The sequence below is a fragment of the Roseateles aquatilis genome, assembly GCF_002205645.1.
GTDB classification, from domain to species: domain Bacteria; phylum Pseudomonadota; class Gammaproteobacteria; order Burkholderiales; family Burkholderiaceae_C; genus Roseateles; species Roseateles aquatilis.
Genome location: NZ_NIOF01000004.1, coordinates 1 through 20,794 on the forward strand (window position 1 = coordinate 1; position 20,794 = coordinate 20,794).

General features: G+C 70.3%; 14 protein-coding genes. 7 read left to right on the top strand and 7 right to left on the bottom strand.

The genetic code is table 11. The features are described 5' to 3' along the window. Positions 1 to 211: 211 nt before the first annotated feature. The 6 genes from CDN99_RS10695 to CDN99_RS10720 form a co-directional block, all read right to left on the bottom strand. Positions 212 to 1,339, bottom strand: coding sequence for a fatty acid desaturase (locus tag CDN99_RS10695; protein ID WP_088384861.1), 1,128 nt, complete (start codon positions 1,337 to 1,339; stop codon positions 212 to 214). 2 nt (positions 1,340 to 1,341) lie between these two features. Beyond that, positions 1,342 to 4,731: a non-ribosomal peptide synthetase gene (locus CDN99_RS10700; RefSeq protein ID WP_088384862.1), complete on the bottom strand. Its 3,390-nt coding sequence runs from the start codon at positions 4,729 to 4,731 to the stop codon at positions 1,342 to 1,344. Continuing rightward, entirely contained in the window at positions 4,728 to 4,928 is a 201-nt protein-coding gene (locus tag CDN99_RS10705; protein WP_088384863.1) for an MbtH family protein, read from the bottom strand. Before CDN99_RS10705 ends, CDN99_RS10700 begins: the two co-directional genes overlap by 4 nt. Before the next feature lie 68 nt (positions 4,929 to 4,996). Beyond that, positions 4,997 to 6,826, bottom strand: a complete 1,830-nt coding sequence (locus tag CDN99_RS10710) for an ABC transporter transmembrane domain-containing protein (RefSeq protein WP_088384864.1) — start codon at positions 6,824 to 6,826, stop codon at positions 4,997 to 4,999. A gap of 43 nt (positions 6,827 to 6,869) precedes the next feature. Continuing rightward, entirely contained in the window at positions 6,870 to 10,418 is a 3,549-nt protein-coding gene (locus CDN99_RS10715; protein WP_088384865.1) for an HAD-IIIC family phosphatase, read from the bottom strand. After that, a complete protein-coding gene (locus CDN99_RS10720) occupies positions 10,412 to 11,203 on the bottom strand; it encodes a nucleotidyltransferase domain-containing protein (RefSeq protein WP_088384866.1) in 792 nt (263 codons plus the stop codon). The genes CDN99_RS10715 and CDN99_RS10720 overlap by 7 nt, the downstream gene beginning before the upstream one ends. A 307-nt stretch (positions 11,204 to 11,510) precedes the next feature. Between CDN99_RS10720 and CDN99_RS10725 the strand changes: the two genes are divergently transcribed. Next, positions 11,511 to 12,404: a thioesterase domain-containing protein gene (locus tag CDN99_RS10725; RefSeq protein WP_158218817.1), complete on the top strand. Its 894-nt coding sequence runs from the start codon at positions 11,511 to 11,513 to the stop codon at positions 12,402 to 12,404. Here CDN99_RS10725 and CDN99_RS10730 read toward each other — a convergent pair. After that, positions 12,378 to 13,622 carry a beta-ketoacyl-[acyl-carrier-protein] synthase family protein gene (locus tag CDN99_RS10730; protein WP_310732472.1) on the bottom strand — a complete coding sequence of 415 codons (1,245 nt, stop codon included), beginning with the start codon at positions 13,620 to 13,622 and terminating at the stop codon, positions 12,378 to 12,380. The genes CDN99_RS10725 and CDN99_RS10730 overlap by 27 nt on opposite strands. Positions 13,623 to 13,783: 161 nt before the next feature. On the opposite strand from CDN99_RS10730, the gene CDN99_RS10735 reads away from it, so the two are divergent. The 6 genes from CDN99_RS10735 to CDN99_RS10760 are packed head-to-tail and all read left to right on the top strand — an operon-like array spanning position 13,784 to position 20,792. After that, positions 13,784 to 14,719: a fatty acid desaturase family protein gene (locus tag CDN99_RS10735; RefSeq protein WP_088384869.1), complete on the top strand. Its 936-nt coding sequence runs from the start codon at positions 13,784 to 13,786 to the stop codon at positions 14,717 to 14,719. 33 nt (positions 14,720 to 14,752) lie between these two features. Next, on the top strand, positions 14,753 to 15,856 hold the full coding sequence (locus tag CDN99_RS10740) for a 3-oxoacyl-ACP synthase III family protein (RefSeq protein WP_088384870.1): 1,104 nt from the start codon (positions 14,753 to 14,755) through the stop codon (positions 15,854 to 15,856). Between the two features lie 49 nt (positions 15,857 to 15,905). Next, complete coding sequence (locus CDN99_RS10745; protein WP_202820250.1) at positions 15,906 to 16,982, top strand: MupA/Atu3671 family FMN-dependent luciferase-like monooxygenase; 1,077 nt, start codon at positions 15,906 to 15,908, stop codon at positions 16,980 to 16,982. Further along, positions 16,979 to 18,781, top strand: a complete 1,803-nt coding sequence (locus CDN99_RS10750; RefSeq protein ID WP_088384871.1) for a beta-ketoacyl reductase — start codon at positions 16,979 to 16,981, stop codon at positions 18,779 to 18,781. Before CDN99_RS10745 ends, CDN99_RS10750 begins: the two co-directional genes overlap by 4 nt. Continuing rightward, a complete protein-coding gene (locus CDN99_RS10755; protein WP_088384872.1) occupies positions 18,778 to 20,466 on the top strand; it encodes a fatty acyl-AMP ligase in 1,689 nt (562 codons plus the stop codon). The genes CDN99_RS10750 and CDN99_RS10755 overlap by 4 nt, the downstream gene beginning before the upstream one ends. Further along, complete coding sequence (locus CDN99_RS10760; RefSeq protein WP_088384873.1) at positions 20,463 to 20,792, top strand: acyl carrier protein; 330 nt, start codon at positions 20,463 to 20,465, stop codon at positions 20,790 to 20,792. The genes CDN99_RS10755 and CDN99_RS10760 overlap by 4 nt, the downstream gene beginning before the upstream one ends. The last annotated feature ends 2 nt before the right edge of the window (positions 20,793 to 20,794 follow it).

Here is a 20,794-nt window from a genome sequence, read left to right on the forward strand (position 1 = left end):
CCACCGAAAAACGACTCCGTCTCACGACTTCTCCTTCGCCCCTTGCCGGGGCCGAATCGCCGAAAGACTAACGCTCAGAGCGTCTCGATTTATTCAATGCAGATCAGCCTCGCCTCATAAAGCTGCCGCTGGCAGCTTTATGTTTTTCCGGGACCCGCTAGCGGCCGTGCGCTCGCATGGCGCTCGGACATCCCACCCGGTCCCCATCCCTTCACGTCGACGTCGGCGCTGTGGACGCTCCACCAGGCGGCTTGATCGGCGGCGTTTCCGGTGTTGACGGGCCATCATGCGCGGGATGCGCCGCCGACGCCGCGCGCGCCTTGAGCGCGGGCCGGTAGTACTCGTCGAGGAAGCGCTGCCGGTCGTCCCGGTAGGACGCCACCGCGCCCAGGCGATGCAGCAGCCGGATGTAGAGCCAGGCGCAATCCAGCTGATGCCACAGGAAGCCCGAACGGGCGCTGCTCGGGAACAGGTGATGGTTGTTGTGCCATTCACCGCCGAACACGCCGGGCCGCCATTGATTGACGGACATGTCGCGCCGATTGAAGTCCACGCCGTCGCGACGCAGGTCCCGGCCGCGTCCGTGCCCCTGGTAGTTGAAGGTGCGCACCCCCACCGACCACAGCAGCACGCCGCTGAACAGCGCCAACGCCAGCGCATGGCCGCCGATCGCGTAGTACACCGCGTACCAGAACGTCCAGCTCAGCACGCCATGCGCGATCAGCGCCGCCGGGTGGCTGACCGAGCCCCAGCGCTGGTACTGGCGATAGCTGTTCAGATGAATGCCGGTATGCGCCAGCATCTTCACGGTCCGCGCATAGTCGTCCTCGGACAGGTCGTGCGCGATGGGCTGGTGGTTGATGTCCGCGAGGAAGCAGTAAAGGAAGCCCGCCGATGCGTTGTACGGATCGCCCGGCTGGTCCGACTTGACGTGATGCACCTGGTGCGAGACGACATAGATCTCCTCGGGCACGACTTTGGGCACTAGGTTCTGCGTCACGAAGCGCCACGCGCCGTGGCGGAACGCGAAGGCCCGATGCGTGCAGTAGCGGTGATACCAGATCGTGCCGTGCGTGCTCATGCCGCCGACGCCGAACAGCAACGCCAGCGCCAGCAGGCCGCCGCTGAAGTGGTACTTCACGAACAGCACCGGCGCCGGCAGCAGGCACAGCACCCAGACCCAGGCGATCACGCAGATCCAGTTCTTGCGCGTCCGCAGCACGTTGCATCGCGCCAGCGCCTCGCGGAGGATCTGCCGTGGCGTGGGGCGGACAAGCCCGCCCGCGGCATCGACCCAGCCATAGCTCGGCGCGCGCAAAACCCTGTCGATGAATGCCATCTTCATTCCTGCTGTGTTGGAGTCACGGCGGCGGCGTCCAGACGCGCCCCCAGATCGGCCAGGGACTCGGCATTGAGACAGTCCGACATCGAGGCCGACAGGCCGCTTTCGGATCGCAGACGCCCCGCCATCGTCATCGCGAGCAGCGAGTGGCCGCCCATCGCGAAGAAGTTGTCGTGTCGACCAATGGCTTGCGTGCCCAGCAGCTCGCACCAGAGCCGATGCAACACCTGCTCGGTGGGCGTCGCGGGCGGCTCCAGCTCGTCGGCGCTCAAGGCGCGCGCATTCGGGGCCAATCGGGCCAGCGCCCGTCGGTCCAGCTTGCCGCTGCGATTCAACGGCAGCGCATCGAGCTGCGTCCACGCCGCCGGCACGAGGTGGGACGGCAGCCTCGCGGCCAACATCGCGCGCAATGCCGCCATCCCGAGCGCCACGCCCTCGCGAGGGACCACGCACGCCAGCAACGCGGTGGCGCCGCTCTCATCGCTGATGGGGACGACGGCCGCCTCCGCCACGTCGTCGCAGGCCCGCAGGGCGGTCTCGATCTCGCCCGTCTCGACGCGGATGCCTCGCACCTTGACCTGCGAGTCGCCTCGCCCCAGGTACTCGATCCCGCCGTCGCGAAGCACGCGGCCCAGATCCCCCGTGGCGTACATGCGGCTGCCGGGCTCGCCGAAGGGATCCGGCAGGAAGCGCTCGGCGGTCTGCCCGGCCCGGCGCAGGTAGCCGCGGCCCACACCCGCGCCGGCGATGTGAATCTCGCCAACCACGCCCGGCGGCACGGGCTCCAGCGCCTCATCCAGCACGTACAGCCGGGCGCCCGGGATCGGATGCCCGATGGGCAGGGGCTGCGCGGCCCAGGCCTCGGCATCGCCGGCCAGCGCGAGATGGCTGGCCGAGATGTCGGCGCACTCCGTCGGACCGTAGGAGTTCACCAGATTCAGCCCGCAGTCCCGGATTCGCGCCGCCAGGTCCAGCGCGATGGGTTCGCCGCCCAGGACCACCGTGCGCAGCGACGTGCCGCGCGTGGGCAGGCCATAGGCGCGATAGGCGGACGGCGCGCAACTGATGCGCGTGGGCGCGTGACGGGCAATGGCCGCATGCACCGCGTCGGCGTCGGCCAGGTCGCCGTCGGGGATCACCACCACGCCGCCATAGGCCAGCGTCGCCAGCACGCTCTTCTGGGTGAGGTCGAAGGTCACGCCGCTGGCCATGAGCACCCGCTCCGCGGGTTGCGTCGCCACCCGGTCCGAGAAGAACCACGCCGCCAGGTTGGCCATGCCGCCATGCGTGTTGAGCGCCCCCTTCGGGCGTCCCGTGGAGCCGGAGGTGTAGAGGCAATAGGCCAGGCGCTCAAGACGCGCGGCATCGGCATCGGCATCGGCATCGGTGTCGGTGTCGGTGTCGGTGTCGGTGTCGGTGTCGGTGTCGGTGTCGGTGTCGGTGTCGGTGTCGGTGTCGGTGTCGGTGTCTGCATTCAGCATCACCGTCACCCCCGCGAACTCGCCACCCCCCGTCGACACGACCAGCACGCGCAACGCCGGCCGCGCCGCGTAGGCGGCGGCGCCCGCCTCGTCGGTGATGACCACCGTGGCCCCGGTGTCGTCGATCACGTCCAGCTGGCGCTCCAGCGGTCCCGCCACATCCAGCGTCACGTAGGCGCCGCCCGACGTCAGGACGCCGAGAATCGCGACGACATAGGCCACGTCCCGCCCCAGCCCCACCGCCACCAACTGCTCGGCGCCGATGCCCGCGGCACGCAACCAGCCGGCCACCCGGTCGACCCGCCGCAGCAGCTCGCCATGACTCAGCACCACGTCGCCGCAGGCGACCGCTGCCGACTCGGGATGCGCGCGGGCATGTGCCCGAAATCGCTCGTGCACGCAGGCTTCGGCGGCGGCCGGCCGCGCGTGCTCGCGCTGGCGGGCGCGCCACGTGGCCTGCCCGTCGCGATCCAGCAGTGGCAGTGTCGCGACCGGCGAGGCCACATCGGCGACCATGCCGCGCAGGACCACCACGAACAGGTGTCCGAAACGTACCGCGGTCTCGGCATCGAACTGCCCCGCGTCGACAGCCAGCGTTCCACGGATCTCTCCCGCCCGCGCCTGCAACGCAAGCGCGAGTCCGGCGTCCGCGGGGGGCGACGACGCGCTGGACGCGCCCGCCGACCATCCGGGCTCGGCCGTCGATGAATCACCGAGCCACGCATCCTCCTCATCAAAGGCCAGGAACGCCTCGAACAGCGCCGCTCGCCCGCGCTGGCCCGACGGCTTGAGCTCGGCCATCAGGCACTCGACGGGCAGGTCCTGGTGCGCCTCGGCCTCCCGCATGGCATCGCGCACCTGATCGATCAGCGCGGCCACCACCTGCCCCGGCGGACACTCCACCCGCAGCACCAGCGTATTGAGGAAGGGCCCCACCACGCCCTGCAGCTCCGGTCGCCGTCGCCCCGTCACCGGGTAGCCCACGCAGAGCGATTCCTGCCCGCTGCAGCGCGACAGCAGCGCCGCCCAGCCGGCCATCAACACCGCGGACAGCGTGCTCTGCCGCGTCTGCGCAAGCGCGCGCAGTCCTGCGCTCAACGCCTCATCCAGATGCAGCGCCACGCTGGTGGTCCCCGAGGGCGAGCCGACATCGCGCGCGCCACCGCGGTCCCGGCTCAGGCTCAGCATCGGCGGCGCGCCGTCCAGTGTCTGGCGCCAATGGCTCAGCAGGGCGTGCCAGGCCGCGCCGCTCGTGCGCTCGCGCTGCCACGCCGCATAGTCCGCATACTGGATCGCCAGCGGCTCCAACGTCGCCATGCGGCCCTGCCGTCGCGCCACGTAGCAGGCGCCCAGTTCCTTCAGCATCAGCGCCATCGAGGGCTCGTCGGCCACCAGGCGGTGCAGCACCAACAGCAGGTCGTGCGTGGGCGGGCCATCGGCCCGCGCGCCACGGGCAATGAGGCATGCACGGGCCAATGGCGGCGCCGTCAGGTCGAAGGGCTCGTTCACCAGCGCACGCATCAGCGCGTCGGTTCCGCGCTCGCGCGCCTCGGCATCGGGCGTGCGTGACTCGTGCCTTCGCAGCCACCACGAGACATGCCCATGCACCACCTGCGTCACCTCGTCAACACCGGTGGACGCGTCCTCGAAGCCGGTGCGCAGGCCCTCGTGGCGCTCCACCAGATCCGCCAGCGCCGCCTGCAGCGCCGCCTGATCCGCCTCGCCGGCCATGCGACAGACCGCCCAAAGGTGTTGCCCTGGCGCCGTCGCCCCGCGCGCCAGCCGGTAGCGCGCTTCCTGCACGAACGAGGCGGCGAAGCGGTCCGTCCAGGCGGTGTCGCCCACCAGGTCCGTTGCCGCATCCGTCGCCTCCGTCGCCTCCTCGACGGCATGGCCCGGCGCGTTCACGCGCGCACTCCCTTCAGCGCATCGCGCAGGCTGGCGGGCGTCATGTCGAGCCAGTGCGTCTCTATCCAGGCCAGGCAGTCGGCCTTCGGCCCCTGGACGCCCACGTCCGCCCACCCCGCGGGCAAGGACCGGGCCCGCGGCCAGATCGCGTGCTGGTCTTCGTGGTTGCGGACCACGACATAAAGTTGATCGCTCATGCGGCTTCCTGGAAAAACGTCATCGTTCCTCTCCATCCGAGGTCGTCGTCAGGCCGGGACCTGCTCCGTCACATGCACGGCCCCGTCAGCGCCTTGTCTTCCGGCCCCGGCTGGAATTGCAGCGCCGCCTGTCGCGCATACCGGCCGCCCAACGCCATCAACGACGCGTGCGTGCCCGTCTCCACGACCCGGCCATGCTCCATCACCAGGATCCGGCTCGCCTGCTTGACCGTGGCCAGCCGATGCGCGATGACCAGCGTCGTGCGGCCACGCATCGCCGTGTCCAATGCCTGCTGGACCAGCCGCTCGGACTCGGCGTCCAGCGCGCTGGTGGCCTCGTCCAGCAGCATCAGCCGGGGGTTCTTCAGCAGCGCGCGCGCGATGGCGATCCGCTGCCGCTGGCCACCGGACAGACGCACCCCACGCTCGCCGAGGAAGGTCTGATAACCCTCCGGCAAACGCTCGATGAACTCGTGCGCGGCCGCCAGCGCGGCGGCCTGCAGGACCTCCTCGTCGCTGGCGTCCTCGCGGCCGTAGCGGATGTTCTCCATCACCGAGGTCGAGAAGATCACCGTCTCCTGGAGCACCACCCCGATCGAACGACGCAACGCCTGCAGGTCCAGGTCGCGAAGATCCACGCCGTCGAACTCGATCGCGCCATGGCGCGGGTCGTAGAAGCGCAGCAGCAACTGGAAGAGCGTGCTCTTGCCCGCGCCGGAACTGCCGACGATGGCGATCGTCTCGCCCGCGGCGATCTTCAGGTCCAGCCGCGCGAGCGCCGGCTCGAGCGGGCGCGACGGGTAGTGGAAGACCACGCCGGACAGGCTCACGGCCGCGCCCCGGCCCGCCGGGCCGGCGAGCGGCCTGGGCGCGAGCGCGCTGGCCACGGGCGAGCGCAGGGCCAGCAGCTCCAGCAGGCGCTCCGCCGCCCCGGCCGCGCGCTGGAAATCGCCCGCCACTTCCGATAGCGCGCTCACGGCGCTGCCCACGATCATGGCGTACAGGATGAACTGGCCCAGCGTCCCGGCGCTCATGCGGCCCTGCGCCACCTGGCTGCTCCCCAGCCAGAGCACGAACACGATGGCGCAGGCGGACAGCACGATCGCCCACGTGTTGATCAAGGCGCGGAACCGGATCCGTCGCAGCGACGTGCTCATCGCCAGATCCGTCGCATCGGCGTAGCGGCGCAGCTCCGCCGGCTCGCGCGTGAACGCCTGCACCGTGGGCATCGCGTTCAGCACCTCGGCGGCCACCGCCGCCGTGTCGGCCACGCGCAGTTGCGTGTCCCGCGACAGCGCGCGTGCCCGCCGCCCCAGCGCCGCCATCGGCACGCTGCCCACGACCAGCAACGCCAGGATGACGCCGGTCAGCATCGGACTGGTCATGAACAGCACAATCGTGCCGCCCAGCAGCAGCACCAGGTTGCGCGTGGCGATGCTGAGGCTGGTGCCGATCAGCAACTGGATCAGCAGCGTGTCGGCGGTCAGGCGCGACAGCACCTCGCCGGTCCTGGCCGACTCGAAGAACTCCGGGCTCTGCCGCAGGACATGGCGGTAGACGGCCTTGCGCAGGTCGGCGACAACCAGCTCGCCCGCGCGCTGCACCAGGTACAGGCGGGCACCGGTGGCCAGTCCCAGCACCAGCGCCACGCCCAGCAACGCCAGGAAGGTCGCCGTCGAGCCATCGATGAACAGGCCCGCGTCCGGCGACGGACGGCCCAGCCCCGCGTCGATCATCCGGCGCGCCGCGTAGGGCAGCACCAAGGCCGCGCCGGCCGCCAGCAGCAACGCGATCGCGGCCTGGACGAACTGCCAGCGGCGCCGCGCCATGAACGGCAACAGGCCCTGCAGCGCTTCCAGGCGTCGCCATTTCGTCCGCTCCAGGCGTGCCCTCAGCATCGACGCGACCCTCCGGCCGTCCGCCGCCCGGCGTGTCGCGGCCTCAAGCGTCCACCTTGCGCGGGCGTCGTTGAATGACCTCGTGGGCCGCGTCACGCACGGCCACGGGCTGCACCGAAACGCGTTCGTCGGGCTGTCGCAGTGCGTCGACGAGCAGCGTCGCATACGCCTGCGCCATGCGCTCCGCCGTCACGCGATCGAACAGGACCGCGTCGTACTCGAGCCAGCCACTCGCAACGCCATCGCGTTCCTGGATGGACAGGGTGAGGTCGAACTTCGAGGCATCCAGCCGAACCTCGTGCTCGATCCTCAGGCCTTCAAGCGCCAGGGCGCTGGCGTAGCGATTCATGTAGGCGAACATCACCTGGAAGATCGGTGTCCGGCTCCGGTCACGCGCGGGCTTGATCTCCTCCACGAGCCGGACGAAGGGCAGATCCTGATGGTCGAAGGCGCCGAGCGCCGTCTCCTTGACCCGAGCCAGCACCTCGCGGAACGAGGGTCCGTCCGCCAGCGTCGTCCGCAAGGGCAGCGTGTTGACGAAGAAACCGACCAGGTCCTCCAGCTCGGCCCGTGACCGGTTGGCGACCGGCGTGCCGATCACGATGTCGGTCTGCGCGCTCTGGCGCGCCAGCAGCACGTAGAACCCAGCCAGCCAGACCATGAAGGGCGTCGCCCCTTCCCGATGCGCCAGCTCTCCCACCGCCGCGCCGAGGCCCTGCAGCGCCAGTGGGACCTTGTCGCCGCGGTACTGCTTCATCGAGGGGCGCGGCCTGTCCGTGGGCATCTCGAGCGCCACCGGCGCGCCCCGCAGCCGCCCCCTCCAGTACGCGAGCTGCGCCTGCCAGCGTTCGCCCTGCATCGCCCGGCGCTGCCACGCCGCGAAGTCGGCGTACTGCAGTGCCGGCTCGGCGAGCGGCGACGCGTCGCCGCGGCGGAAAGCGCCGTACAGCGCGGCCAACTCGCGATCGATCACGTCCGTCGACGTGCCGTCGGTCACGACGTGATGCATGACCAGCACGAAGACATGCTCGACCGGAGACAGCCTGAACAGCCGCGCGCGCACCAGCGGCCCGCGCGCCAGGTCGAACGTCCGCTCGATCTCGAGTCGAAGCCGCTCGCGCACGTCGTCGCCGTCGCGGGCTTCCTCCACCGGCAAGGGCACGGGTGTGGCGTCGTGGACGACCTGGCGCAGGCGGCCGTCGGCGGCCACCAGCGTCGAGCGCAGGACTTCATGGCGCCGCACGATCTCACCGAGACTGCGCCGCAACGCATCGACGTCGAGCTCGCCGTGCAGGCGCAGGACGCGGGGCACGTGGTAGGCCGGCCCGTGATGGAGCTGGGCCTGCAGCCACAGCGCCTCCTGGCCGAAGGAGGCATCCAGGGCTCCCTCGCGCGAGACGCGCGGGATCCCCCCCGCGGCGCGCGCGCCCTCGCCCACCTGGGCCGCCATCCACGCGATGGTCGCCTCGGCCTGGAACAGGCGGTGCAACGGGATCTCCACCTGGAACTGGCTGTTGATGCGCGAGAGGATGCGCAGCGCCACCAGCGAATCGCCGCCGATGTCGAAGAGGTCGTCGTCGCGGCCGACGGCGCCGATGTCCAGCACCTCGCGCCAGATCCGTGCGATCTGATCCTCGATCGACATCGACGCCGCGTCGCCGCGCACCGATCCCGCGTCCGCCGACCGCTCGCGCTGGCTGCGGAGGATGTCGTCGACGCAGCCGAGCGTTAGCGCGACCTCGCGATAGTCCAGCACATCGCTCGGAGCGGGCGCGTTCATCGCCAGCCGCGGCGCCGCGCCGTCTTCCCCCCGCGCGGGCGAGGTGGACGCCACGGACGAGGCCGATGGACCGGACGCGGTCGTGGTCGTGGTCGTGGTCGTGGTCGTGGTCGTGGTCGTGGTCGCGGTCGAGCTTGCCGTCGGGGTCGCGCCAGGCGTCGTCGCCTCATGCCGGAGCTTCAGCAGGACCCGTGCCTCCGCGACGGCCGAGTCGACGCCCTCCGACGAAGTCCGTCGTGCGGGCAGTGCATGAAAGAAGGCCGCATAGGGCGCGTTCTTCTCGGTCGCCACGAAGGGCAGCGCCACGTCCGACGCGCCACGATCCATCGCGATCCCCGCCAGTTGCCGGACCACGGCGTGCTCCACGCCGCGGCCGAGCACGCGGCAGCTCAGCAGCATCGCGTCGACGACCAACTGGCGATCCCGGCAGCCGGCGATGACGACGCCCGTTAGCCCATAGTCTCCGAAGCGATCGCGCACGCGCACGACGAAGGTCTCCAGCCCCTGAGCCGCCAGGGCGCGCACCTGCGCTTCGGATCGCCTCACGCCCGTCGCGTTGAACTGGTTGGTCCGCTGCAGCATCTGCGCCACGCGCGGCACGTCCGCCTCCGCCATCGCCTCGATGGAGACGACCAGCGCCAACGTCTCCAGAAAGGCCGCATGGGACAGGCCGACCCGCGCGCGCTCGCGCTCGCCGGCCTCGCGGTAGCGTTCGTTGCGCCGCGCGTCCTCCTCGGTCAGCCGGCCTCGATCGAAGACCCAGGCCTGCGTCAGGAAACGCGGCAGGTCCGCGGGGTCGTCGGGCAGCTGGAGGGCGACCAGGCCGGCGCAGCGCTCGCGCGCCTCGGCGCAAACGAAGGCGTCGTCGTCGAGGAAGACGAAGCTGTCCACGCCGAGCGCCAGCTCGCGCGCGATGTCGGCGATGTTGGCGCTCTTGGGCGCCCAGTTGATGCGCCACGTCGTGAAGTGCTCGCGACGCAGCACCATGTCCTCGCGCCGGTCGAAGACCGCCAGCGCGTCCGCTTCGTTGTTCCGGCTGACGACGCCCAGCAGCACCCCCTGCGCGCGTTGCGCGAGCAGGAAACGCTGCAGCGCGAGCCGGGGCGCATCCAGGACGACCCCTTCGGGTCCCAGCTCGCCACAGATTCCCCCCCAGAGCGTGTCATCGCAATCGACCAGGATGACCTTCTTCGGATCGCTGCAGGCGACCCGAAGCCGTCGCGCGATGACGGTCGCGAGCGCGGCGTAGTACGCCTCGGTGAAGGGCACCTGCCCCTCGCGCTCGGCAAAGGCGTCGTGGATGTCGGCGACCCGATAGAGCCCGGCGACGTCCTCCGGCGTGACCACGTCGACGCCGGCCACCGCGCGCAGCGCCTGCGCGAGCGCGCGGTCCTCGGCCTGATCCGCAGCCTCGTGTGCGCCACCGCCATCGCGCCCCCCTGCCCCCTCGACCGATGCCGATCGATCGGACGGGCACACGACCACGATGTGCGTCGCGCCCGAGGCGGCCACCGACGCGGCGATCGCCGCGCACAGGTCGGTCGCGGCCTGCCGCACGCGCGAGGCCTCCGCGCCCAGGTCGACCCGGCGCACGAGCAGCACGCACAGGCCGCCCGCGTTCGACCTCAACGCGCCGCCAGGCTCCAGCAGCGGCTGAAAGACCTGGTTGTGAGGCGCCCAGGTCGTTTCCAGTGGCAGCGCGAGCTGCCGCAGCCAGAACTCCAGCACCGGCCCGAGGGGTTCCGGCGTGAAGGTGGCCGCGATCACCAGGCGCCGAGCGATCGCCCGGTCCCGATCAGGCGGGCTCACCATGCGCTCCTCCAGTTCATCTGCGCGCGACGTCCTTCCGGCGATTCGAAGAGCCAGTCCAGCAGCAGCACGGGGTTGTCGACGAATGTGGCACCGCGCTCGATCAGATGGCCATCGAGCGCCCCGCGGAGCACGCGCAGACGCCGGGGATCCGCGACATCGAGGACATCGCGCAACGCGGCGATCAGATCGGACGGCACGCCGACGAGCGCCAGCTCGTGAAAGATCCACGTCGTGGGCGGCGGCCAGGTCCCTCGCTGCAGGAACAGCAGCCTGGCCGCGGCAAGGACCAACTGCGTCCGCAGGAGCGTGACGGCCTCTCGCTGATGGCGCCGCAAGGCCGACTGAATCTTGCCGATCACGAAGGTCACCTCGAAGTAATGCACCTTCAGGCGATCGGTGGCCATCACGTGCGGCACCTTGGCGACACGGGCCAGCAATGACGCCAGTTGCCCGTCACGATCGAACAGGATCCGGGCATGCACGGCCCGGTAGTGCTCCAGGTCGACCTGCGGCGCGCCGAGTTCGGCGATGGAGACGAACTTCAGGTCCGCGACCTTGCGCCCGTCCTTCCAGAGCCGCTGGAATGCGAACTCGGGATCCATCCGTGGCGCCTCGGGCTCGACGACCACGCAGAGATCGGCATCCGAATCATCGTCGCCATAGGGCCGCGTGGAAGAGCCGTGCAGGAACGCGCCAATCACGCCGGCACTCTCGACGAATGGGCGCACCCAGTCTCGGGCATCCGCCACGCGCTGCTCGATGGCCCGGCCGTCCGGCGTCGTCAATGAATCCGGCTCGGTGTGACGTGATTGAATCAATGGTCCCGCGATTGATCGACTCGAGTCGGATAGAGTGCTCACCCAATTGCCTTCAGAAGTATTCTTTGAATCGACGGCTCGTTTTCAGAATAATCGGCGGCCCCGCGCCTGTCCACTCGGCATTTACAGCATCATTGCCGCCCGACGTTGCCGCCACACTACCGCCGTCACGCGTGACGATTCATTCGAGTCAATTGTGGCGGGGACAACGACACCCCGTGATTACCCTCTCTCACGATCATTCCCGATGTCTCCATTTCCAGGATTGAATGGCATGCTGCCCAAGAGCGGACGCCCCTTCCGCATCCACGACAAGGGGTCGCGCGCGCCCCTTGTGATGTGCCATGCGATCGCGGGCACGGTCTTCTTCTATTACCACCTGCAGCGCACCGGCCTGCTGCAAGGCCCCCTGCACGCCATCCAGGCCTGCGGACTGGAGGACGGCGAGGAGCCGATGGGCACGGTGCAGGCCCTGGCGGCGCGCAATCTGCAGGTGATCGCGCAGGAACAAGACCTGGAGTCCGTCCATCTCGGCGGCTACTCGTTCGGATGCATCGTGGCCCTGGAGATGGCTCGCCAGCTGGAGGCGGCCGGCCTGACGCCGCGTCCGCTGATCCTCCTCGCGCCGAGCCCGCCGACCCAGGTGACGGACCAGACACCTGACGCCGAGCGGTCCGCCATCGTCGAGGCGCAGACGGCGTCGCTGCTGAAGACGGCGCTGCGCGGCATGGACCGGTTGGTGCCCCGCCGCTACAAGGACCGTCTGTCCCATCTCTACCGCACCCACCTGCAGGCCTACCATGCCCACAGGCCGTCGGCGGTGAATTGCGAGATCGCCGCCTTCGTCCCCCTGGGCGAACGCGCCGACTCGCGCGCCGCGGTCATCGATCACTGGCGCGGCCTCAGCCACACCCGCTGCAGCGTGCATGACGCGGGCGGCGACCACAAGACGATGCTGCGCGCGCCCCACACGGCCCCGCTGGTGCGGGCCTTCGAAAGCGTGCTGCGCGAGGCGGCCGAGGCTCGCCACGCCATGGCCGCGCCGGATGCGCCCGCCCCCATTCCGGCCCTGCCCCGGCGGCGCGGCGCGGCGACGGTCTCGTCGCCCGCCATGCAGGGCATGGCGCCCGGCCTCGCGCATTCAGCGCGCCTCGACGAAAACGACTGAGGCATTCAATCCGCCGAAGGCGAACGAATTGGACATCACCGCCCGCACGGCATGCGGGCGCGCGATGTTCGGCACGCAGTCCAGCGCGCACTCGGGGTCGGCCTCGTCGAAATTCGCCGTCGGCGGCACCAGGTGATGCTGCAAGGTCAGCACGCTGGCGACGGCCTCGAGGCCGCCGGCCGCGCCGAGCGCGTGCCCGGTCACCGACTTGGTCGACGACACCAGCGGCACCGTCTCTCGGCCAAAGACGGCGTGCAACGCCTCCGTCTCGACGCGATCATTGGTCTTCGTGCCAGTGCCGTGCGCGTTGACGTAGTCGATCTCCCGCGGCAGCAACTGGCTGGCGGCGAGCGCCGCGCGCATCGCGCGCGCCATGCCGTCCGCGCTGGGCTTGGTCAGATCCCCGGCATCCGCGCTCGATCCATACCCCGCGTAGCGCGCGCGCATCGGCGCCTTGCGAGCGCGCGCATGCGCCTCCGATTCCAGCACGATCAGTCCCGCGCCTTCGGCCAACACCAGGCCGGCGCGTCCGCGGGCGAAAGGGCGGCAGGTGTCGGTCGCGAGAATACCCATCGCCTCCCACGCGCGCAGGGTGCCCACGGTGAGGCAGGCCTCCACGCCCCCCGTCACCGCGACATCGACGACGCCGGACTGGACCAATTGCGCCGCCACGCCGATCGCGTGCGTGCCCGACGCGCAGGCGCTGGATAGCACGAAGGCCGGCCCTTGCAGGCCGAATGCAATCGAGACCCAGCTCGCGGTGGAACTGCCCATGATCTTGGGGACGGCCAATGGGCTGATGCGTCCATGGCCCTGCCGATAGAGCAGCTGGTACTGTTGCTCGGTCGTCGTCTGACCGCCCGCGCCATTTCCTATGACAACCGCGACTCGAGTCGGGTCATAACTGCCCGGCGTCAGTCGGGCATCGTCCAGCGCGCGCGATGCCGCCGCGATGGCAATCAGCGCGGAGCGATCGCACATCAATGGACGAGCGATCGGCACGTCCTTCAATGCATCGATGCCGAGCTCGGCGGCGAGGATACGCGACGGAAGCACGCTGCGCGCCGGTGAAAACGCCGATGTCGCCGTCACGAGTGACGCCCAGAAGTCATCGAGTGACGATCCATTCGGAGCCACCACTCCCAGTCCGGAGACGCAGACATTGACCATGAACCCTCTCCATTGATCGTTGGCACATTGACGAATGCGAGAGTCCATTCATGCGGACCCAATGCCTTCGATTGAGGCGCGAATGTACCCGCATCAATGCCATCAGTGACTCCCCTCGGTGTCTTATCTTGTTCACATTCGATTCGACGCGTCTCCGCCTCTCCTAGAATGAAAAAAACCTGTCAACAAGAACCACAGGGAGGAAGCGTATGCATGCAACGCGGCTGACATTGCCCGCGAAGCTCATGCAGCCAGTGGCCTGGCAGAAATGGAAGGCACTTGCCTACCTTGCCGCGCTATCGCTGTCGACGATTGCCGGGGCGCGCTACGCGGGCCCCTTGCCGCTCGTCGTCCAATCGGCCTGCGCGCTGATCGGCGCATTGCAGTTCATTGGCCTGTTCAGTCTGCTTCACGAGTCGTCCCACGGGCACCTGGCCGCCAATCGGCGCGTCAATGCGTGGCTGGGCGAATGCCTGTGCGTCGTCGTGGGCACCTCGTACGTGGGCTACCGCCTCGCGCACCTCGCCCATCACGCCAACTTCCGCACCGAGCGCGACCCGCAGGAAATCATCTACCCGCGCCGCTCCAATGCCGCGACGTCGGCGCTGCTCCTGGTCGCGAGCCTCGTCGGCGCGCCGATCTTCCTGCTGCTGCGTTCGCCCTATACGGCGCTGAAGCACAGACAGGGCTGGGCGGCGGCGCTTCGGGGGCCGATGCTCGCGGTCCTCTTCTACGCCCTGCTCTGGCAACTGCTGCCGGCGCCGGAATGGCGCTTCCTGGTCATCACCGTCGGGGTCGCGCTGCTGATCGGCAGCATGAATGACATCGTCTACCACCAGGGCCTGGCGGCGCACGACAGCCTGGCGGCCTGCAGTTCATTCGATTGCGATGTCTTCGGCCAGATGTTCCTCAGCGGCGCGAACCGGCATGCCGAGCATCACGTGTATCCCGGCGTGCCGGGCCCGCATCTGGTGGAGGTGTCCCGCCTGGTGCGCGACGACCTGGCGGCGCATGGCGCCGTTTATGACCTGGGATTCACGGTCGCATTCGTGCGCCGGCTGGTGGGGGGGCCGCTCTTCCTCCCGAGCCATTCGGCGGATGAATCGCGGCCACGGACCGGCAATGCCCGTCAATTGATCGACTGAACGAGCCAACGGAGCAACAGCGTGGCGTATCGAATGATTTCCCAGAGGTTGGCGGTGCGGGGCACGGGCATCGCGATGCCGGGCGCGCCGGTGTCCAACGCCGACCTGGTGCGTTTCTTCGAGCGGTCGGCCAGCGGCCAGCTCTCCGCCTTCGTGGGCAGCCTCGCGGACGAGCTGGGGGTGCTGCGGCGGCACCTCTGCCGGGACCTGGTCAGCAACTTCGAAGTCCCGCGCGCGGGGGACACCAATCCGGAGCTTTCGGCCCGGGCCGTGACCGCGGCGCTGGCCGATGCGGAGCTGCAGATCGACGACATCGACGTGCTGATCGGCCACACCACCTCGCCGCACACGCTGCTGCCGCCCAATACGTCCTGGACCGCGGATCAACTCGGCTTCACCGGCCAGTACATGGAGCTCCGCCAGGCCTGCACGGGATTCGCGAACGCGCTCACCATCGCCAGCGCCATGCTGCAATCGGGCGCGGCGGACCGGGTGTGCATCGTGGGCAGCGAGACCGGGTCAGTCTTCTACGACGTCCAGGAGGCCCTGCGCGATCGCAGTCAGTTGGTGACGGCCGCGCAGATGGGCGACGGCGCCGGCGCGGTGATCCTGTCCCGGCAGGCCGATGCGCCGACCGCCGGCTCCATCGACCATGTTTACTTCGGCAACCTCGGGCAGCACAAGCCCACCGCCTTCAGCCTGGTGACAGGCGGGTCCTCGCAACCCTATGTCGCCGAGACCCCCGGGCCGCGCGGCTTCTACAACGCCTACAGCCTCGCGCGCGATTCGGGGCTGGAGCTGTTCCAGAAGGGGTTCGAGGCCCTGGCCTCGGTCGGCCTGGATGGCGCCACCGTGCGTCGTTTCCTGCCGCACCAGGCCAACGGCCGCATGGGCATGGTGCTGTCGCCCTTGCTGGGCATCGACGAGTCGCGCTTCCACAACCACGCCGTCAAGTACGGGAACACCGGCTCCGCCTCGACCTGGATCGGACTGCATTCGGTGCGCTCGGAACACCTGCTCCGGCCGGGCGAGGTGCTGGGCGTGCTCGGCGCCGAGGCGACGAAGTTCATGTTCGGCGGCTTCGCCTACTTCGAGGGTCAGCGGGCGCCGTCGACCTCGCTGGCGATGGCGGCATGAGCGCGCCCCACTCGTCGTCCATGGCGCCGTCGCGACAGGAAGGGCCGTCATGCAATTGAGCCTGATGCTGTTCGCGGGCGCCCTGGCGCCCACCGCGGGACAGCAATACGAGATCGCCCTCCAGCTCGCGGAGTTCGCGGATCGCGAGGGCCTGGCCGGCATCTGGTTTCCGGAGCGCCACTTCACATCCTTCGGCGGGCCGTATCCGAATCCGATGCTGATCCTCGCGGCCGTGGCCAGCCGCACGCGGCGCCTGACGCTGAGATCCGGCAGCCTGGTCGCGCCATTGCACGACCCGATCCGCCTGGCGGAAGAGCTCGCCATGCTGGACCAGCTGTCCGGGGGGCGCATCGAGACGGCGTTCGCGTCGGGCTGGCATCCCAACGACTACGCCTTCCATCCCGAGCGCTACGAGCAGCGCCGCGAGCTGATGTTCGAGTCGATCGACGCGCTGTGCCGGCTGTGGCGCGGCGACGCGCACGCCGCGCGCTCCGGCCTTGGCGAGCCGATCCAGCTCCGCACCCATCCTCGGCCCGTGCAATCCCGGCTCCAGGTCTGGATCGCCGCCGCGCAGAACCCCGAGACCTTCCGGCGCGCCGGCGAGCGCGGGGAACATGTGCTCACGCATGTGCTGGACGGCAATCTCAAGCTGCTGGCGGACAACATCGCGCTGTATCGCCGGCAGCGGGCGGCCGCCGGCCATGATCCGGAGGCGGGTCGCGTCGCGCTGATGCTGCACACCTTCCTCGGCGACGACGAGGCACAGGTCGCGGCCACCGTGCGCGGTCCCTATGGCGACTACCTGAAATCCATCGTGCCCATGGCCCAGGGCCTGGCGACGGCGCGTGCCCGCGCCGTCGACCTGAAGAAGCTCAACGCGCGCCAGATCACCCAGTTCGTCGATTGCCATTACGACCGCGCCGTGCGCGGGCTCTCGCTGATCGGCACGCCGGCCGCGGCGCGCGCGACCCTGGACGCCATGCGCGGACTGGGCGTCGACGAAGTCGCCTGCCTGGTCGACTTCGGCGTCGCCGGCCGCCACGTCCTCGCCCAACTTCCTCACATCGCGGCGCTACAGGCCAGCCTGCGAGTCCACGACCAGCGCCTGCTCGAACCCAGCCCATGATCGAATCCGCCCTCTCCAGCACCAGCCTTCCCGCCGACGCCACGGGCGAAGGCAACGCGGGCCTGTTCTCCATTGGCTGGCAGCCCGCCGAATGGCCCGAGCGCGGCGCCGCGGCCGCCATGGCGCAATGGCACGTCATCTCCTGGGGCCCGAGCGCCAGCGCGGACCGATGCCACGACGCCCTGCGCGCGAGCGGCCTGGCCGCCGGCGTGGCCCGCGCGACGCTCGCCGTCGCGACAAGCGCTGCCGAGGTCGCCGCATCCCTGCGATGGGATCTCCCGGCGGCGGATCGACGGGTGGTCTTCTTCCTGGACGGCGCGCCGGCCTTCGACGCCTCGGCCGCCCGCGGGAACTGGGCCTGGGCCCACGCCCTGGTCCACGCCTGCCAGCAGGCGGCCCTGGCATCCGGCACGCGGCTGTGGATCGTCACGGCCACCGGCCTCCTCGGTCCGACCCCCGCCGGGCCGGCCCGGCCCGAGCAGTACTTCGCCTGGGGCCTGGGCCGTTGCCATGCCGTCGAGAGCCCCGAATCCTGGGGCGGGCTGATCGACATCGACGCCGGTGATGCCGACGCCGGCGACGCCGTGGCCCGCTTCCTGACCTCGGGCTCGTCCGAGGACGAGGTGGCCCTTTCTCCGGACGGCTTGCAGGTGCCCCGCCTGGCCGCGATCTCCGGATTGCGGGCGATGGCGCGCAGCTTCGACGGCGACCGGCTGTTCGTGCTGACCGGCGGCCTGCAGGGCCTGAGCTTCGAGATCGCGCGCTGGCTCGGCGCCCGCGGCGCGCGACGCCTGCTGGTGCTGGGCCGCTCGCCGCTGGATGCCGGACGCCAGGACCGGCTGCGCGAGCTCCAGGCGCTGTGCGACCACGTCGAGTACCAGGCCCACGACGTCGGCGATCCCGAGGTCATGCAGGCGTTGACGGCGCGCTTGAAGCACGAGGGCCGACGCATCGGCGGCATCTTCCACCTCGCCTCGAGCTGGCAGCGCAATGGCCGGACGGCCGTCGCGCCGTTGGCCCACGTCACCCGCGAGGACACCGAGGAGGTCGTGTGGGCCAAGGCGCAGGGCGCGCTGCTGGTGGCCGAGATGGCCCGCCAGACCGACGCGGACCTCCTGGTCCTGTTCTCGACCGCGGCGGCCACGCTGGGCTCGCCCGGCCAGGCCAACTACGCCGGCGCCAACAGCGTGCTGGACGGCGTCGCCCGGCAGTTCGAGGGCTCGCGCACACGCGCGCTGAGCGTCGCCTGGGGACCCATCGCGGAGGCCGGCTTCGGCAACTCGGAGCAGGGCCGCGACCTGCACGAGCTCTGGGAGCGCGTGGGCCTGCGGCGCCTGCGCCTCGCGCATGTGCTGTCGACGCTGGACGGCTCGCTGGACGCGCCGGAATCGCACGTCACCGCGATCAGCGTGGACGAGGACCAGGGCCTGTCCCTGCCATGGCTGCAGAGCCGCCCGATCTTCGAGGGCCTGTCCGGCTCCGCGGCCACGGGCCTGCTGCTGCCCGAACTGGCCTCGCTGCCCCCGGCGCAGCGGGTCGACTTCATCGCGCGGACGCTGCGCGCCAGCTTGGCCACCATCCTCAACCTCGACGAGCAGGACGTGGGCCTGGAAGCCCCGTTGGCGGACCTGGGCGTGGACTCGCTGGTCGCGCTGGAGATGCTGTTCACCGTCGATCGCGACTTTGGCGTGAGCCTCGGATTCGATGAGACGCTGCTGGGCATGGACGTGACGCTGCGGGCGCTCGCGGGCGAGATCGACCGACGCCTGCCCGCGCAGGCGCTGGAGATGGCGGCTTGAGCGGGCCGCCCGCGAGCGCGCCGGCCGGGATCATCGACCTGCTGCGGCACCGCGCCGCGCAGCGGCCGGACAGCGTCGCCTACCGCTTCATCGAGAGCCCCAGCCTCGACGACCACATCACGTGGGGCGAGCTGGCGCGGCGCGCGATGACCTTCGCGCGCCGCCTGGGCACGCAGGCGCGTCCGGGGGACCGCGTGCTGCTGGCCCTTCCGCCCGGCATCGACCATGTGGTGGCGCTGTTCGGCTGCTTCTGGGCCGGGGCGGTGGTCGTGCCCACATTGCCGATGCGACAGCGGCGCAACCTGGCCATGCTCCAGGCCATCACCGAGGATTGCGATCCGGTCGCGATGATCTGCGACGCCGCGGATGCCGAGGAGGCCCGCGCGGCCGCCACGCTCCCCGGCGCGCACCCGGCGCCATGGGGTCGCCTGCCCTCGCTCGCGCCGTCGGCCGACGAGGCGGCGGAGCCTTTCGCCCCCCATCGCGCGGCGACCCACGACCTGGCCTTGCTGCAGTACACCTCGGGCTCCACCGGCACGCCCAAGGGCGTGATGCTGACCCACGGCAACCTGATGCACAACCTGGAGGGGCAGAGCCGCGTCTACGGCATCGACGCGGACAGCCGGGGCGTCATCTGGCTGCCGCCGCATCACGACATGGGCCTGAACGCCGGCATCCTGCAACCGCTGCACGCGGGTTGCCAGGTCACGCTGATGTCGCCGCTGTACGCGATGCAACGCCCGCTGCGGTGGCTGCAGGCCATCAGCGACACGCGCGCCACCGTCAGCGGCGGACCGTCCTTCGCCTTCGGGGCCTGCATCGCCGCGGCGCCGCAGCTCGCGCCCGGAGCGCTGGACCTGTCCAGCTGGCGCTGCGCGTTCCTCGGCGCCGAGCAGATCCATGCCCCCACGATGCGCGCGTTCGTCCGCACCTTCGCGCCCTTCGGCCTGCGTGACGACATCTTCGCGGCCAGCTACGGCCTGGCGGAATCGACAGTGCTGTCCACCTGCGACGGAGCCGGTCGGCTGCGCGTCCACGTCCGCGCGGGCCGCGAGCTGGTGGGATGCGGCCGTGCCATCGACGGCCTGGAGCTGGCGATCGTCGATCCCGAGACACGCCAGCCGCGGGCCGCCGGCGACGAAGGCGAGATCTGGCTGCGCGGCCCCAGCATCGCCAAGGGCTACTGGCGCGATCGGGACCGGACCACGCAGGTCTTTCGCGCCTGTACGAGCGAGGATCCACGTCCCTGGCTGCGGACCGGCGACCTCGGCGTGCGGATCGATGACGACCTCGTCATCACCGGGCGGATCAAGGACCTGATCATCTTCGCCGGCCGCAATCTGCATGCCGAGGACATCGAGGCCAGCGTGCGCGAGGTCGACACCGGACTGCTCGCCGACGCGCTGATCGCGGCGTTCGCGACCGACGGCGATGACCGCGAGGAACTTCGCGTCATCATCGAAGTCTCGGCACGCCATCGCAACCAGCTCGAGGCGTTCGAAGCGCTGCGCCCCGGCATCGCGCGAGCGGTGCTGCGGGACTTCGACGTGCGCCTGGGCCACCTGGCGTTCGTCCGGCCCGGCCATCTGCCGCGCACCTCCAGCGGCAAGGTCCGTCGCCAGGCCTGCCGCGACCTCCCGCCCTTCACCGATCGAGCCACCCCAGAGGGAGCATCCATTCCATGACCGCCATTCCCGTCACATCGCCTGTGGAGATCGCCCTTCCGAGCCAGGACCCGCCCAGCAGCACCGAGCTGCGTGACTGGATGGTGCGGTGGGTCGCCGAGAAGCTCAAGGTGGCGATCAGCGAGGTCGATCCCGACGTGCCGCTGATCGAGCTCGGGCTGGACTCGCTGGCCGCGCTGGAGCTGTCAGGCCGGCTGGAGACCCTGACGCGTCGCGAGGTGTCGCCGCTCATCGTCCGCGAGCACCCCACCATCGCCGCCATCAGCGCCTTCCTCGCCGGACCGTCGCCGGCGGCCGCGCCGGGCCATCCCCACTTGCAACGTTGAAG